Source organism: Leisingera sp. S132, assembly GCF_025144465.1.
Taxonomy (GTDB): Bacteria; Pseudomonadota; Alphaproteobacteria; order Rhodobacterales; family Rhodobacteraceae; genus Leisingera.
In genome coordinates, this window is record NZ_CP083553.1 from 3,028,740 (window position 1) to 3,043,196 (window position 14,457).

Below are 14,457 nucleotides of genomic sequence, written 5' to 3' on the forward strand. Positions count from 1 at the left end.
ATTTTCCGGCTCCCGCGGCTAGCCGTAGAAAGACCGCAGCCCCTGCACCGCGCGTCCCAGCGCGCCGTCATCGACATCCTTGTGCAGCACCATGCGGATCGCACCAGAGCTGCCGCCGCCGATCACCACGCCCTCGGCTGCCAGATGCGCCCGCAGATCATCATTGCGCCCGTCAGCGGGCGTGAAGAACACCATGTTGGTGGCCTGAGACACGTCACCCGCTCCCAGCCCCCGCAGAACTCCCGCCAGGTCCGCTGCCCGCGCGTGGTCTTCCGCCAGCCGCTCCGCGTTGTGCTCCAGCGCATAGAGCCCTGCCGCCGCCAGCACACCCGCCTGCCGCATGCCGCCGCCCAGCATCTTGCGCCAGCGCCGCGCCCTGGCGATCAATTCTGCAGGTCCAACCAGAACCGACCCCGCCGGCGTGCCCAGTCCCTTGGAGAAACAGACCGACACCGTGTCAGTCAGCCCGGCCAGATCGGTCTCTGCGCACCCCAGCGCAATGATCGCATTGAAGAACCGCGCCCCGTCCAGATGCACCGACAGCCCGGCGGCCCGGCCGGCCTCCGCCGCTGCGGCCATGTCCGCCAGCGGCACCGCCAGCCCGTTGTGGGTGTTCTCCAGCGACACCAGGCGGCTGACGGGAAAATGCGGATCATCTTCCTTTACCGCAGCCCTGATTTCCGCCGGGTCCAGCGCCCCGTCCGCGCGCACCGGCAGAGGGCACAGCGCAATGCCGCCCAGAACCGAGGCGCCAGCCGCCTCGTAGGCGTTCACATGGTAGCCCCTGCCGCAGATCACTTCCTCGCCGCGCTGGCAATGGGCCAGCATGGCGGCAAAATTGCTCATCGTGCCGGTGGGAACAAAAAGACCCGCTTCCTTGCCCAGCCGCTCGGCCAGAACGGCCTCCAGGCGGTTCACCGAGCGGTCTTCACCATAAACGTCATCGCCCAGTTCCGCCGCGGCCATTGCCTGCAGCATCCCCGCATCGGGCCGTGTCACCGTATCGCTGCGCAGATCGCACAGGGCCGCATTGTCCCCTGCCCGCGCCATGCCGGCGTATTGGTTCATTCCGTCACCTGTTCATAGGCCAGCGCCGCCACGATGTGGACGCGCCGGGTTTCTCCTCCGTTCAATGCGGTGTGGTAACCGCGGGTGTCAGTGAAATAGACAGAGCCGTCCGCTGGCAAGTGGGTGACGTGATGATTCACGATAAACAGTGATCCGGGATTGGAGAGCACCGGGATATGCAGCCGCGGCTCCGGATCGCGGTGCCACGAGTTGCAGTTGTAAAGCCCTTTGGACAAAACCCGCGTGCGCCCGATCGGAAAGCGCTTGGCCAGCTCTCCGTGCACATGCTCGAAATAGGTGCCCGTAAACTTCGGATTGAACTCAGAGAACTCCACCTCCGGCACCAGATCCTCGCGCGGCTCCTCGACATAGCGGCCGTCGGCGCGCAGCCAGTAGCGCCCCGACAGATCATTGGCGGTCCACTCAGACTGCCCCGGGCGCTGGGTCAGCGGCAGCGCGGCGAACCCCTGGTCCTGCATACCGCCCATGAAGTCCTCGCGGCGCAAGCATTCCTCAAGCGCCTCCTGCAACAGCTGGATGTCGAACTTCAGTTCCAGCCGCTGGATGCCCGGCCCCGGCACAAACTCCGCCACCGAGGCGGAATCGGGCATGACCTGCATGGCCCGGGTGACGGCCTGCACATCGGCGTCCTTGATCTGCGGTACAAATGTCATGCTGCGCGCTCCCAGTTTCGTTCTGTTCACATTTATAGCTGTTGCATCCGGCGCCAGCATTGCAGACTAAATCCACTCCAAAAAGCAGCGTTTCCGCAATCCTTCTTGCAAAAAATGCAACAAGTGGCAGGGTGACCCCATGCGCCGCAAGATCCCGCCCATCTCCGCCCTCTTGTGTTTCGAGGCCGCCGCCCGTTCCGGCAGCTTTGCCCAGGGCGCCCGCGCCATGAACCTGTCGCAAAGCGCCTTCAGCCGCCAGATCCAGGGGCTGGAGGCACAGACCGGCCAGACCCTGTTCCGGCGCGAACGCCAGCGGGTGCATCTGACCGGCGCGGGCCAGATGCTGCTGCAGGAGCTGGCACCGCAGCTGGAGGCGCTGGAAGCCACGTTCTACCGGCTGCGCACCCGCGACAATCCTTATGGCGCGCTCAACATCGGCACCTATCCGACGCTGGGCAGCCGCTGGCTGATGCCGCATCTTGCCCGGCTGGCGCAGGCGCAGCCGCGGCTGACGGTCAACACCATCACCTATCTGGACAATGCCCAGGTGGATGCCAGCCTGGTGGATCTGGCCATCGTGCAGGGCGATCCGCCCTGGCCCGGCTTCCGTGCCGATCTCCTGATGCCGGAAACCCTGGCGGCGGTGGCGGCGCCCGGCCTGCTGGAAGCCCCGCTGCAGGACGCTGCCCGCCTGCTGGACCACCCGGCGCTGCAGCACACCACCCGCCCGCTCAGCTGGCAAATCTGGTTCGAGGATCTGGGCGAGGCGCTGCCCGCCCGCCCCACCGGCCCCCTGTTCGGCCAGTTCGAGATGCTGATCGACGCCGTGAAATACGGCCACGGGGTGGCGATCCTGCCGGAGCTTCTGGTCCGCCGCGAACTGGCGGAAGGCAGCCTGATCCTGGCCCACCCGCACCGCTGCACCCCTGCCAGCGCCTATTACCTGCTGACGCCGCAGGCAAAGACGGGCACCAGCCGGATCGAACGGGTCCGGGCCTGGCTGCTGGAGCAGGCGCCCGGCACCTAGACGCCACCGCGCCGCGCATCAGCGCGGCGCCACGCCCAAGGCTGCCAAGGGCCCCGCAGGGGCACCTGCAGGCGCGGGAGCCACCGGCCTGCGGGATGCCTCTACCGGAACAGCGCCTTGTAGAGCTTTTCCTTGGTGAACGGCTTGTCCAGCACCTGAACCCCGTGCAGTTCCGGGTAGCCCGCTTGCGCGGCGCTGAAGGCAAAGCCGCTCATCATCACCGCGTTCAGCCCGGGCTGGGCCTGACGCAGCCGGGACAGCGTTTCCCAGCCGCCACGCCCCGGCATGCTCATGTCGATCACCGCACCGTCAAACGGCCCCTGGGCCTGCAGCAGCGCCAGCGCCGCATCATGGCCATCGGCGCTGGCGACCTCGCAGCCGCGCAGCTGCAGCAGGCCTGCGACAGCCCGGCGCACGGTGTCCTCGTCATCCACCACCAGGATACGGCGTGCCTGCCCTTTGCGCGGCGCCGGCGCCGCAATGCCGGGTGCGGCGGTCTGCACTGCCGCCGTCCCGCAAACCGGGAAATAGAAGCGGAAGGTGCTGCCGCCGCCCTCCCGGCTGTCCACTTCCAGCCCGCCCCGGTGACTGCTGATGATACCCATCGCCGCCGCCAGCCCCAGGCCGCGGCCGCCGGGTTTGGTGGTGAAGAACGGATCGAAGATCCGCGCCACCGTGTCGCGCCCCATGCCGCCGCCGGTGTCGCGCACCTCCAGCAAAACACAGGGGCCCGCAGGCATCCTGCGCCCGGCCAGCAGCCGCCGCCGCTCCGCCGTGCCCAGGCTGCTGCGCCGGGTGGACACCGTCACCGTGCCAGCCCCCGGCCCGATCGCCTCCACCGCATTCAGCACCGCCTGCATCAGCAGCTGTCCGGCCTGGGCCGGATCCATCCGGGCGGTCAGCTCCCCCGCCGCCAGGTCCAGCACCACCGCCTTGCCCAGCTTGCACTCTGCCGGCACCAGCGCCAGCGTCTCGCGGACGATCCGGTTCAGGTCGCAGGCCTCCGGCTGCGGGGCGCCGCCGCCCCTTGCATAGCTCAGCAGCTGCCGCATCAGCCGGGCCGAATCCTGAAGGCCCTCCTTCACCGCCCGCACATCTGCCGCTGCCGGATGCGCCGCCGCCAGATGCGCCAGTGCCAGCTCGCTGCGGCCCTGCATCCCGGCCAGCAGATTGTTGAACTCATGCGCAATGGTGCCCGCCAGCAGCCCCAGGCTTTCGGCCTTGCGGCGCAGCAGCAGCGCCTGTTCCGCCTGCCGCCGCCGCCGCTCCGCCCTGCGGCGGCACAGCTCCTGCTCGCCCCGCTCTGCACACAGGCCGATCAAGCCGCTGTTCTGAATGCCGGCGGCTATTTCGCCATCGTGCAGAAGTGCAAAATGGCCGATCAGCTGCCCGTTTGCATCCCGCAGCGGCATTCCGAAATAGGAGACCAGTCCCTGCGCCCGGAACATCTCCTGGGCCGGGAACATCCCTTGCAGCCCTTTCGGCACCAGAAAAGGCTCCCCCTCCCGCAGAAAGTCGCAAGGGGCGCCTTCATACGGCACCAGCCCCTCTCCGCCGCCCGCGGCGGCCTGCCCGCCATCGCAGCAGGCCAGAACCCGGAAGGCGCCAGGACTGTCAGCCGCGCATTCGGCAATGAACGCCCGGCGCACCCGGAAGGCGCGCTGCATCTCTGCCGCCAGCTGCCGCAGGGCCGCCTGGGGCGACAGGCTGCCTGCCCCCGCCCCGCGCGCCAGCGCCGCCAGGGCTGCGGCCTCCTGCATCCCGGCCAGTTCCGCCCCCAGCCGCGGGGCAAACTGCTGCATGGCGGCTGCCGCCGCTGCCGTCAGCGCCGCCCCTGGCGGCTGCCGCCAGGCGGCCTGCACCAGGCCAGCGACTGCGCCCGCGCCATCCAACAGCGGCACCCCGGCGTAGCCGTTGATGTTTTCCTCGATGAACATCGCGTCTTCGGGGTACAGCTGCTGCACCCGGTCCGGGAACACCTGCGGCGCGGCGCGCAGCACCACGTCCCGGCACGGCGCGCCGCGTGCGTCATATTCGAAATCCCCCAGCTGCATCCCGTCAAACCAGCTGGCCACCACCTTCAAGTGCTCGCCCTGCCGGATCCGTAATGCGCTGACTGTGACCAGATCCGCGCCGAAACCCCGCGCAATCTGATCAGCAAATGCCTGGCAGAACCCGGCGCCGCTCGCGCCCGCCAGCTCTTCCATATCCAAGCGGCTGCCGGCCCCCAGCGCCGCCCCCCCGGATGCGTCCATAACCAATACTCCTGCCATCCCTGCACGGGCCGGACCACCGGATCCGGACCCCTGGCACACTCACAAAACACTGTCCGTCCGCACCGCAGAGCCGCCCCTTTCACCCAAAGGCTTCCGCCGCAGTGCCCAATTCTGCAGGCAGCCTGGAACATGGCTGCACCGCAACATCATGCTGCGCGAACAACCCGTGCGCAGTCAACATCTTGTATGATTGAGACTCAATTCTAACAGAAAAAGCCGCAAATCCGGAGCATCGGATCTGCGGCTTTTTAGGGATTTTACATTTGCCTGACGGCCCGGCCGGCCTAGGGGGGACAGGCCCGGATCAGAACCGGCTGTCCTCGTCGTCGTCCTCGTCATCACCGCCCGCAGGCAGGTTGAAGAAGCTGTCGGCGTCCAGGACGTCCTCTTGCTTCCTGTCCTCGTCGTCATTCAGGCCGCCGCCCAGGGTGAAGGTCTCCAAACCCTCGATGGCGGACGGGATCTTCGGCTCGGCGTCCATCTCCAGCGACTGCTCGGTCGACACCAGCTTGCGGCGCTCGTCGTCACTCATCACGCCGCCTTCGGCTGCCTTCTTGGCCGCGGCCTTCTGGACGGCTGCGTCCAGCTCGGACTGTTTGCACAGGCCCAGAGCCACCGGGTCGATCGGCTGCATGTTGGCAATGTTCCAGTGGGTGCGCTCGCGGATCGACTGGATGGTCGGCTTGGTGGTGCCCACCAGCTTGGCAATCTGGCCGTCGCTGAGTTCCGGATGGAACTTGACCAGCCACAGGATCGAGTTCGGACGGTCCTGGCGCTTGGACAGCGGAGTATAGCGCGGGCCGCGGCGCTTTTCCTCGCCGGCCGCGGCCGGGTTGAACTTGAGCTTCAGCTTGTGCAGCGGGTTGCCTTGCGCCTTGTCAATCTCATCCTGGGTCAGCTGGTTGTTGGCAACCGGGTCAAACCCTTTTACGCCCACCGCCACTTCGCCGTCGGCGATGCCCTGGATTTCCAGCTCGTGCATGCCCACGAAATCCGCGATTTGCTTGAAGCTGATCGTGGTATTGTCCACCAGCCACACGGCGGTTGCCTTGGCCATCAACGGTTTTGCCATGTGCTCATCTCCTTAAAAACACCTCGGGTCCCCGGATACATCTCTCCCGCCGCCTGAAATGGCGTCCCCGGCGATCCGGGGCAGGTTTCCGTTGTCGGGGAACTTCGGCCCTATATAGTCGGCATCGATGCATAAGGAAAGAGGCCAATGCGCAAGTTGTTCACAGGTGTTTTTGCGGCTGTTCTGACCCTGCTGCCGGTGCTTGCGGCGGCGGACGGTGAGCCTGCAGGCGACTTCGACTATTACGTGCTGTCGCTCAGCTGGTCGCCGAACTGGTGCGCGCAGGAAGGCGACGCCAAAGGCGCGGACCAGTGTGATGCCCGCCATGACTACGGCTGGACGCTGCATGGCCTCTGGCCGCAGTACCACCGCGGCTGGCCCAGCTACTGCCGCACGGCAGAGGCCCCGCCGAGCCGCGCGATGAGCCGGGACATGGCGGACATCATGGGCAGCCCAGGGCTCGCCTGGCACCAGTGGAAGAAACACGGCACCTGCTCCGGCCTCAGCGCGCGGGACTACTACAACGCGATGCGCACGGCCTACGAACGCGTCACCCGCCCCGCCGCCTTCCGCAGGCTCGAAAAGCCCGTGACCCTGCCTGCCTCGGTTGTTGAGCAGGCCTTTCTGCAGGAAAACCCGGACCTCAACCGCGACAGTCTGACCATCACCTGCCGCGGCGGCGCCATCCAGGAGGCCCGCATCTGCCTGTCCAAGGCACTGGAGCCGGTGCCCTGCGGGCGGGACGTGATCCGGGACTGCACATTGAAAAACGCCCGCTTCGCGCCCATCCGCTGAACAGGCAGGGGCGCAGCCCCTCTTGGCCTCACGGCCAATTCACCCCGGGATACTTCGGGCCAGATGAACAGGGGACCCTGGCTTCATCTTTCCCCAAATACTCAAACCCTGCCATGCAGCCAGCGCCGCCGCCGGCAGGTGCGGAAACATGCCTCCGCCCCGCCCCAAGGCGGTAAAGCGCCTGTGAAGCGGAAACCGCCGCGTTTCGTGCTACATTACACCTGTGCCGCGCCCGGCCCTGCCTGAACGGCACTCCGTTTTGGTCAGCGAGAAGGAGGAAGCGCATGGCAAAAACAATCGGTAACCCGCTCAGCTGGCTTCTGCAGGGTGCAGAGACCACCTCCCACCACGTTGGCCAATCCGTAAGCGAACTGCGCAGCACCGGCGCCGCGGCCATGCCAGAGGCGCGCAAGCTCAGCATGGACGACATCATCCATTCGCTGGCCGCCGGGCTGGAGGATTTTGCCGCCTGCCGCTCGGACGCGATGTTCCTGGTGCTGTTCTACCCCATCATCGGCATCGCGCTCATCGTGATGAGCCTGTCGATGAACCTGCTGCCGCTTATCGTGCCGATGATCATGGGCTTTGCCATCCTCGGCCCTGTCGCGGCGGTCGGCCTTTATGAGATGTCGTCGCGCCGCGAGGCCGGGATGGAGACCCGCTGGATGGATGCCTTTGCGGTCATCCGCTCGCCCTCCTTTGGCGCCATCCTGGTGCTGGGCCTGTATCTGGCGGCACTGTTCATCATCTGGCTGGTGGCGGCGGATATGATCTACAGCCGCACCCTGGGGCCGGAGCCGCCGGCCTCCATCATGGGGTTCATCAGCGATGTGCTGACCACCCGCGAGGGCTGGATCATGTCGATCAGCGGCGGCATCCTGGGCGCGGGTTTTGCCTTTGCCGCGCTGGCGATGAGCCTGGTGTCCTTCCCGCTCCTGATGGACCGCCATGTCGGCCTGCCGGTCGCGGTGGCAACCTCAATCAAGGTGCTGCGCAAGAACCCGATGGTCTGCATGGCCTGGGGCGTGATCGTCGGCGTGTCGCTGATCGTCGGATCAATCCCCTTCCTGGCCGGTCTGATCATCGTGGTGCCGGTGCTGGGGCATGCGACCTGGCACCTGTACCGGCGCGCGGTGGAGTGAGCAGCTGAAGAAACAACAAGGGCCGGCGCATCCGCCGGCCCTTTGCTGTGCAGGCCTGAAGCCGTCAGCCCACCTTCAGGACAATCTTGCCGATATGGCCGGAGCTTTCCATCCGGGCATGGGCCGCTGCCGCCTCCTCCAGCGCAAATTCGCTGTCCATGACCGGCGCGACCTTGCCCGCTTCCAACAGCGGCCAGACCGCCTCGCGCAGATCCTGGGCAATCTGCGCCTTGGCCAGATCGCTTTGCGGGCGCAGGGTGGAGCCGGTCAGCGTGAGGCGCTTGACCATCATCAGGGCAAAGTTCAGCTCCACCTTGGGACCTTGCAGAAAAGCGATCTGCACCAGCCGCCCATCCTCGGCCATCGCCTTGATGTTGCGCGGGATGTAATCGCCGCCGACCATGTCCAGCACCAGATCGGCGCCGCCCTCGTCCCGCAGCACCTTGACGAAATCCTCGTCGCGGTAGTTGATTGCCCGCTCCGCACCCAGATCCAGACAGGCCTGGCATTTCTCATCCGACCCGGCGGTCGCAAACACCCGCGCCCCGAACGCCTTGGCCAGCTGAATGGCGGTGGTGCCAATGCCGGATGAGCCGCCATGCACCAGGAACCGCTCGCCCGCTTTCAGCCCGCCGCGGGTGAAGACGTTGGACCAGACGGTAAAGAAGGTCTCCGGCAGGCAGGCCGCCTGTTTCAGGTCCATGCCCGCCGGGACCGGCAGACAGTGTGCCGCAGGGGTGGCGACATATTCCGCATAACCGCCGCCCGGCAGCAGCGCGCAGACCTGATCGCCCTCCGAGACATCAGTGACACCTGCACCCACGGCCACCACCTCGCCCGAGGCTTCCAGCCCCGGCAGGTCGCTGGCGCCCTTGGGCGGGTCATAGGCCCCCGCGCGCTGCAGCGCATCGGGGCGGTTCACCCCGGCATAGGTCACCTTGATCACCACCTCGCCATGGCCCGGCTGCGGCACCGGGCGCTGGCACAGCTGCAAAACCTCCGGCCCGCCGGGTTTGGCGATCTCCACCGCGCGCATCATCTTTGTCATCGGTTGGTATCCTCCTGATCCTTGCCTCTGCCTAACATCCGGCAAGGGGCGCGCAAACAGCAAAGGCGCCGCAGCCCGGGCGGTTTGCGGAGCAGCCGCGCTGGCAGCAGGCATCTGTCCCGGCGGCCTTACTAATGCTGACACAGACCGTCTGCCGGTTTTGGAATAGCGGTGCGGATTTTCCCGGCTGCCGTCATTTTTCAATGAACAGCCGTTTCTGCGAAATGAAGCGAATTTCAGGTGCAATGAGCCGGCTGATCAGGCCGCCAGTGTTCACTGCCCTATAGATAGACCTCGGCGGGCGGGCGGCGCTGTCCACGCTGCGGCACACCCAATCCCTGGCCTCCATGGATTTCAATGATTGCGACAACGCCCGGTCTGTTATCATCGGCAGGGTGCGCTTGATGCCGCTGAATTGGCTTGGTGTGCGGAGTGTTGTCAGAACCGGCAAAGTCCATGAGCGGCGCAGCAAAGGCTGATCTTCTTCTGTCGAAACACCGTGGATCTTATGGGCGATGGCCGCCGCCGCAATCCCCGGCTGTGTAAGGCGGAATTCCGGACGCAGCGGATGCCCATACCCGGGATTCCGTTCAATCAATCCGATTTCGATCAGGTGATCCATGCTTTGCGCAAAGGCGGTTCTGCCTGCACCCGTCGCCGCCAGCAGGGGCGCTTGCCGCCCCGCAATGCCCGAATGCAGGCACGACAGTATGGGCATCGCCCAGGCCTTTGACGTGATGTTGACAAACGTCTCAATGTACATAAAGTATAGTTAGTATATTTTGAGTCATAAGGAAAGCCCATGTCACTGATTGCAGTCGACCAAACCATCACCATCGCAATGTCAGTCAAAGACCGCCATGCGAGCGCGAAGTGGTACGAAACCATGCTGGGATTTGAGCTGCTCTATCATGCCGATGAGGCGGGCTGGTCAGAGCTTCGGACGAACACGCCCGGCGTCTCCATTGGCCTTGGCGAGCACACCAGGCCAGCACCCGGCAACTGCGTGCCAGTCTTTGGGATCGCTGATCTGGAGCCGGCCCGGCAGAAGCTGGAGCAGGCCAAGGTCAAATTTGACGGCGAAACGGATGTTGTCGAGGGCATGGTCAAAACCGCGACTTTTTACGACCCCGACGGCAATGCGCTGATGCTTGCGCAGGATTTGACCGGTGGAAATGAATAACACGCGGATTTCTTGCCGCCTCTGCGGCGTGCCTGCTTCTGGCAGGCACGGCCTCAGCTGCCCCTCACAGCACCTCTTCAAAACTGCGCGTCATCCTAAGCCGCCGGAAATGCCACATAGCGGCCGCCAAAAATCCTCGCAGCATTCACAACTCCGGGCTCTCCCCCGCCATCCGCAGCAAGATGCGCGCCTGTGCGCTTTGGCCGGCGGCAAGTCCCGTGCCGCCAGCAGACAGGCATCCGGCCTCGGGCCTGCCCCTACCGCCGCGGGCCAACCGAGCCTGGCAGATCATCCCGCCCCTTCGGCGGCTTGATCTGATCGGCCAGCCAGTTCGGCCCCACCAGCAAGGGCTTCAGCAGCGGGTTCTTCTGCAGTCCCGCCTTCAGCTTCTCGAAGTTCATCACGTTATCGATGCGCCGGTCGAGAAAATCCCAGGTCGCCTGATGCTCCAGGCTGTCATCGCCCAGCCAGAACAGTACGGTGGCGGAATAGACGCCGGCCAGCGTCGCGCGCTTGGTGTACCAGTTCAGATCGTCCGACCCGTCGCCCAGCGCGTCCCAGATCAGGTCGCAGGTGGTCCAGATCGCCTTGACGCCGTCGCCGGCATACTGCGGCAGCGCCAGCAGCGTGGTGCCGCGGCGCACCGCTTCCTTGTCTTCGACCGCTTCCAGCCGGAACCGAACCGCCGCCGCCACCTTGTCGCGGAACCGCATGCCCGACAGGTCCTCTGCCTGCAGGCGCTCCAGCATCCGCGAATCGCCCCGGGCATGAAACGCCAGCGCCAGGTCGACCCCGCCGCGCGGGCAGACCGCATGGGCCAGCACCTCCGGCACATCCGCATCCTGGCAGGCGGCGCGGAACGTCACCTCCGACCAGCCGTCAAACGGCACATGATTCAGCGCCGCATCCAGCAGTTTATCCTTGATACCGTCCGGTGCGTGATCGTGGTCCTTGGTCATCTCAGCCTCCCGCTGGCAGCGTCCTGATACCCTACTAGACAAAATATACGCGCTTTGCTATACGGCCACCTCCTGCAAATCCTTGCAACTCAACTTAGAAAGGTGGTGAAAACCACATGCAGGTTAGTGTTCGCGACAACAACGTCGATCAGGCGCTCCGTGCCCTGAAGAAAAAGCTGCAGCGTGAAGGCGTCTTCCGCGAAATGAAGCTCAAGCAACATTTCGAAAAGCCGTCCGAGAAAAAAGCGCGCGAGAAAGCTGAAGCGATCCGCCGTGCCCGTAAACTGGCACGCAAGAAAGCCCAACGCGAAGGTCTGCTGTAAGCACACCTTGCTCTCCAGCTTTGGACAGCACTATGGCAGGTCCCAGGACCCGCCGCAAAAAGATCAGACAACCCCCGCGGCCCTGCCCGGGGGTTTGTCATTTGGGGCACCTCCTTCGGCTGATCGCGCCCCGCGGCGGGCCGCCCTCTCCTGAAGTGGCACACGTAAAAATATCAAATTGGCAGCAAATACATCTTTAGGGTGTATTTCTCTGCCACCTTCTGCTATACACAGACTCACGGCAGGGCAGATCAGTTGCGTTTCCCTAACCATTGCCCCGCCGGCCGGGCTTGGAACACCCGGTTCTCCGAAACCCTGGGCAGGCGGCGCTCCCCCCTATAACCGGCGCCGGTCTTGGTCCCTGCAAACAAGGCTCGTCTTTCAGGGTTTCCAAATTCTCCGGACGCTGCCAGTTTCCCCCCGGCGGCGTCCGGTCCGTTTTACGGCCCTGTTTTCCAAAAATCCCCCGCCCGCCCCTGTCCATCCCGCCCGAATCCGGCCTGCCGCCCGGCCCGCCGGCAGGCAGCAGAAAACAGCCGCCGCGGCCCCGGCCGCCCGGGCAGGCAGGCGCGGGGCTCAAACACGCAAAAATCCGCGTACCCGCTGCCGCGTCCCGGGCAGAGCTTCGCCGGTAACCGCCGCCTGCGCAGGGCCGCCCTTTCAGTGCCATAAAATTTCGTTAACGGATCAGGGCACCGCCGCACAGCCGGCCCACTCACGGAGCAGTTTACAATGTCACAGGCAAGCGATCTCGAGCGGCAGATGCTCGAGCTGATCAACGCAGAGCGCACGTCGCGCGGGCTCAACCCGGTGCAGCTGGAGCTGCGCCTCAACGATTCCGCCGAGGATCACAGCGAATGGATGCTGCAGCAGGATGTGTTTTCCCACACCGGCGCCGGCGGCTCCAGCGCAGGCGACCGGATGGAGGACGCGGGCTTTGTTTTCTCCGGCAGCTGGACCTGGGCGGAAAACATCGCCTGGCAAAGCGAGCGCGGCGCCCCCGGCCTGGCGGACGATGTCATCGACCTGCACAATTCACTGATGAACAGCCCCGGCCACCGCGCCAACATCCTGAACGCAAATGTCGAGGTGATCGGCATCGGCATCGAACAGGGCAATTTCAACGGCTGGGACGCGGTGATGGTCACCCAGAACTTCGCCCGCACCAGCGCCCCGTTGCAACTGGATAACGGCGGCAGCTCCGGCGGCGGATCAGGCGGCGGCGCAACCGCCGGCGACGACGTCCTGACCCTCAGCAGCGCGGGCACCCTCAGCGGGCTTGCAGGCGACGATCAGCTGACCGGCAGCGGCGGCAACGATGTGCTGAACGGAGGTCTCGGCCGCGACACCCTGCGCGGCGGCGGCGGCAACGACAGCCTGAACGGCGGCAACTACAAGGACACCCTGGGCGGCGGCAGCGGCAATGACACGCTGCAGGGCGGCGCAGGCCAGGACAAGCTTTACGGCGGCGGCGGCAAGGATCAGCTGTTCGGCCAGAACGGCCATGACCTGCTATGGGGCGGATACGGCACCGACACCCTGAACGGCGGTGCCGGCAATGACCGCATGGCCGGCGGCGCCCAGGGCGATCTCTTCGTCTTCAGCACAGGTGCCGATACCGTCAGCGATTTCAACCCCGACACCCTGGGCGAGCGCATTGACCTCGGCAATGCCGGCGGCATCACCAGCTTCAGCGACCTGATGAGCAACCATACCAGCCAGACCGCAAAGGGGCTGCTGATCACCGACGCCGACGGCGACAGCATGCTGCTGGCAGGGATCACTGCACAGGATCTCAGCTCCGGCGACTTCCTGTTCTGATCCCCAATTCCCCGCCGGGCAAACAGCAAAGGGGGCGCCGCGGCGCCCCTTTTCCGTGCCGGTCAGGCCTCAATAGATCTTCGGCACATACAGCTCATCCGGCAGCACCTGGCGCTCATAGTCCGGATTGTACTTGCGGTCCGGCAGCTCCACCTTCTCGTGCTGCACTTCCTCATAGGGGATCTTGGTCAGCAGGTGCTCGATGCAGTTCAGCCGCTCGCGCTTCTTGTCGTTGCCCTCGACGATATACCAGGGTGCCTCTGGGATGTTGGTGCGCTTGAACATAGCCTCCTTGGCCTTGGTATACTGTTCCCAGCGGATCCGGCTCTCCAGATCCATCGGTGACAGTTTCCACTGCTTCATCGGGTCGTGGATGCGCATCAGGAACCGCAGCTGCTGTTCCTCGTCGGTGATCGAGAACCAGTATTTCAGAAGGATAATGCCCGACCGGACCAGCATCCGCTCAAATTCGGGAACGTCCTGAAAGAACTGCTCGACCTGGTCTTCGCTGGCAAAGCCCATCACCCGCTCGACCCCTGCCCGGTTGTACCAGGAGCGGTCGAACAGCACGATCTCGCCGCCTGCGGGCAGATGCGGCACATAGCGCTGGAAATACCACTGGCTCTGCTCACGGCGGTTCGGCGCCGGCAGCGCCACCACCCGCGCCACCCGCGGGTCCAGCCGCTGGGTGATCCGCTTGATCACCCCGCCCTTGCCGGCACTGTCGCGGCCTTCCATCAGAATGCAGACCTTGGCGCCGGTGTGCTGCACCCAGTCCTGCACCTTGATCAGCTCCGCCTGCAGCCGCAGGAGGTTGCGGAAATAGACCTGCCGGTCGAGCATCTCAGGGTGCTGCTCGCGGTAGACCTTGCGGATCTCCATCGACAGCATCGGCTCCGAGAACTCGATCTCGATGTCCTCGTCCAGCGTGTCCTGCAGCTCCGCTTCCAGCCAGTCGAGGGAGGCGGTTTCAAATTCGCGGGTCACGGGCGGGTTCCTTCCTTGTGAGGTTTGCAAAGCCTGCGTCTTAGCGGCGCCATATGACGGCTTGATGTCACCGGCCCGGCTG

14 protein-coding genes are annotated in these 14,457 nt (G+C 65.3%); 6 read left to right on the forward strand and 8 right to left on the reverse strand.

What is annotated here, in order from left to right; translation table 11 throughout:
- Positions 1–18: 18 nt before the first annotated feature.
- Positions 19–1,068 carry a low-specificity L-threonine aldolase gene (gene ltaE, locus K3725_RS15005; RefSeq protein ID WP_260016100.1) on the reverse strand — a complete coding sequence of 350 codons (1,050 nt, stop codon included), beginning with the start codon at positions 1,066–1,068 and terminating at the stop codon, positions 19–21.
- Positions 1,065–1,742, reverse strand: a complete 678-nt coding sequence (locus K3725_RS15010) for a hypothetical protein (protein ID WP_260016101.1) — start codon at positions 1,740–1,742, stop codon at positions 1,065–1,067. Before K3725_RS15010 ends, ltaE begins: the two co-directional genes overlap by 4 nt.
- A 139-nt stretch (positions 1,743–1,881) precedes the next feature.
- Between K3725_RS15010 and K3725_RS15015 the strand changes: the two genes are divergently transcribed.
- Positions 1,882–2,769, forward strand: coding sequence for a LysR substrate-binding domain-containing protein (locus tag K3725_RS15015; RefSeq protein ID WP_260016102.1), 888 nt, complete (start codon positions 1,882–1,884; stop codon positions 2,767–2,769).
- 101 nt (positions 2,770–2,870) lie between these two features.
- On the opposite strand, the gene K3725_RS15020 is transcribed toward K3725_RS15015, so the two are convergent.
- Together K3725_RS15020 and K3725_RS15025 are read right to left on the reverse strand one after the other, a co-directional pair.
- Positions 2,871–5,024, reverse strand: a complete 2,154-nt coding sequence (locus K3725_RS15020) for a response regulator (protein WP_260016103.1) — start codon at positions 5,022–5,024, stop codon at positions 2,871–2,873.
- 325 nt (positions 5,025–5,349) lie between these two features.
- Positions 5,350–6,117 carry a DUF1013 domain-containing protein gene (locus tag K3725_RS15025; RefSeq protein WP_260016104.1) on the reverse strand — a complete coding sequence of 256 codons (768 nt, stop codon included), beginning with the start codon at positions 6,115–6,117 and terminating at the stop codon, positions 5,350–5,352.
- A gap of 147 nt (positions 6,118–6,264) precedes the next feature.
- On the opposite strand from K3725_RS15025, the gene K3725_RS15030 reads away from it, so the two are divergent.
- Positions 6,265–6,912 carry a ribonuclease T2 gene (locus K3725_RS15030; protein ID WP_260016105.1) on the forward strand — a complete coding sequence of 216 codons (648 nt, stop codon included), beginning with the start codon at positions 6,265–6,267 and terminating at the stop codon, positions 6,910–6,912.
- A 284-nt stretch (positions 6,913–7,196) separates the two neighbouring features.
- Positions 7,197–8,054 carry a DUF2189 domain-containing protein gene (locus K3725_RS15035; RefSeq protein WP_260016106.1) on the forward strand — a complete coding sequence of 286 codons (858 nt, stop codon included), beginning with the start codon at positions 7,197–7,199 and terminating at the stop codon, positions 8,052–8,054.
- A 64-nt stretch (positions 8,055–8,118) separates the two neighbouring features.
- On the opposite strand, the gene K3725_RS15040 is transcribed toward K3725_RS15035, so the two are convergent.
- Together K3725_RS15040 and K3725_RS15045 are read right to left on the reverse strand one after the other, a co-directional pair.
- Positions 8,119–9,102: an NAD(P)H-quinone oxidoreductase gene (locus K3725_RS15040; protein ID WP_260016107.1), complete on the reverse strand. Its 984-nt coding sequence runs from the start codon at positions 9,100–9,102 to the stop codon at positions 8,119–8,121.
- Positions 9,103–9,295: 193 nt separating this feature from the next.
- Positions 9,296–9,865, reverse strand: coding sequence for a helix-turn-helix domain-containing protein (locus K3725_RS15045; protein WP_260016108.1), 570 nt, complete (start codon positions 9,863–9,865; stop codon positions 9,296–9,298).
- A 39-nt stretch (positions 9,866–9,904) separates the two neighbouring features.
- Here K3725_RS15045 and K3725_RS15050 point away from each other — a divergent pair, with 39 nt between their 5' ends.
- Complete coding sequence (locus K3725_RS15050; RefSeq protein ID WP_260016109.1) at positions 9,905–10,285, forward strand: VOC family protein; 381 nt, start codon at positions 9,905–9,907, stop codon at positions 10,283–10,285.
- A gap of 257 nt (positions 10,286–10,542) precedes the next feature.
- Here K3725_RS15050 and K3725_RS15055 read toward each other — a convergent pair whose 3' ends face one another.
- Positions 10,543–11,244: a COQ9 family protein gene (locus K3725_RS15055; RefSeq protein WP_260016110.1), complete on the reverse strand. Its 702-nt coding sequence runs from the start codon at positions 11,242–11,244 to the stop codon at positions 10,543–10,545.
- A gap of 116 nt (positions 11,245–11,360) precedes the next feature.
- Between K3725_RS15055 and rpsU the strand changes: the two genes are divergently transcribed.
- Together rpsU and K3725_RS15065 are read left to right on the forward strand one after the other, a co-directional pair.
- Entirely contained in the window at positions 11,361–11,567 is a 207-nt protein-coding gene (rpsU, locus tag K3725_RS15060) for a 30S ribosomal protein S21 (RefSeq protein ID WP_005614280.1), read from the forward strand.
- 732 nt (positions 11,568–12,299) lie between these two features.
- Entirely contained in the window at positions 12,300–13,388 is a 1,089-nt protein-coding gene (locus K3725_RS15065; protein WP_260016111.1) for a CAP domain-containing protein, read from the forward strand.
- Between the two features lie 69 nt (positions 13,389–13,457).
- Here K3725_RS15065 and ppk2 read toward each other — a convergent pair whose 3' ends face one another.
- Entirely contained in the window at positions 13,458–14,375 is a 918-nt protein-coding gene (gene ppk2, locus K3725_RS15070) for a polyphosphate kinase 2 (protein ID WP_260016112.1), read from the reverse strand.
- Between the last annotated feature and the right edge of the window lie 82 nt (positions 14,376–14,457).

What these genes read in the sequence shown, in the direction of transcription:
- K3725_RS15065 (WP_260016111.1), top strand. Translation starts at nt 12,300, where the DNA reads ATGTCACAGGCAAGCGATCTCGAGCGGCAGATGCTCGAGCTGATCAAC.
- K3725_RS15055 (WP_260016110.1), bottom strand. Translation starts at nt 11,244, where the DNA reads ATGACCAAGGACCACGATCACGCACCGGACGGTATCAAGGATAAACTG.
- K3725_RS15010 (WP_260016101.1), bottom strand. Translation starts at nt 1,742, where the DNA reads ATGACATTTGTACCGCAGATCAAGGACGCCGATGTGCAGGCCGTCACC.
- K3725_RS15035 (WP_260016106.1), top strand. Translation starts at nt 7,197, where the DNA reads ATGGCAAAAACAATCGGTAACCCGCTCAGCTGGCTTCTGCAGGGTGCA.
- K3725_RS15020 (WP_260016103.1), bottom strand. Translation starts at nt 5,024, where the DNA reads ATGGACGCATCCGGGGGGGCGGCGCTGGGGGCCGGCAGCCGCTTGGAT.
- ltaE (WP_260016100.1), bottom strand. Translation starts at nt 1,068, where the DNA reads ATGAACCAATACGCCGGCATGGCGCGGGCAGGGGACAATGCGGCCCTG.
- K3725_RS15045 (WP_260016108.1), bottom strand. Translation starts at nt 9,865, where the DNA reads ATGTACATTGAGACGTTTGTCAACATCACGTCAAAGGCCTGGGCGATG.
- K3725_RS15040 (WP_260016107.1), bottom strand. Translation starts at nt 9,102, where the DNA reads ATGACAAAGATGATGCGCGCGGTGGAGATCGCCAAACCCGGCGGGCCG.
- K3725_RS15050 (WP_260016109.1), top strand. Translation starts at nt 9,905, where the DNA reads ATGTCACTGATTGCAGTCGACCAAACCATCACCATCGCAATGTCAGTC.
- K3725_RS15025 (WP_260016104.1), bottom strand. Translation starts at nt 6,117, where the DNA reads ATGGCAAAACCGTTGATGGCCAAGGCAACCGCCGTGTGGCTGGTGGAC.
- K3725_RS15015 (WP_260016102.1), top strand. Translation starts at nt 1,882, where the DNA reads ATGCGCCGCAAGATCCCGCCCATCTCCGCCCTCTTGTGTTTCGAGGCC.
- rpsU (WP_005614280.1), top strand. Translation starts at nt 11,361, where the DNA reads ATGCAGGTTAGTGTTCGCGACAACAACGTCGATCAGGCGCTCCGTGCC.
- K3725_RS15030 (WP_260016105.1), top strand. Translation starts at nt 6,265, where the DNA reads ATGCGCAAGTTGTTCACAGGTGTTTTTGCGGCTGTTCTGACCCTGCTG.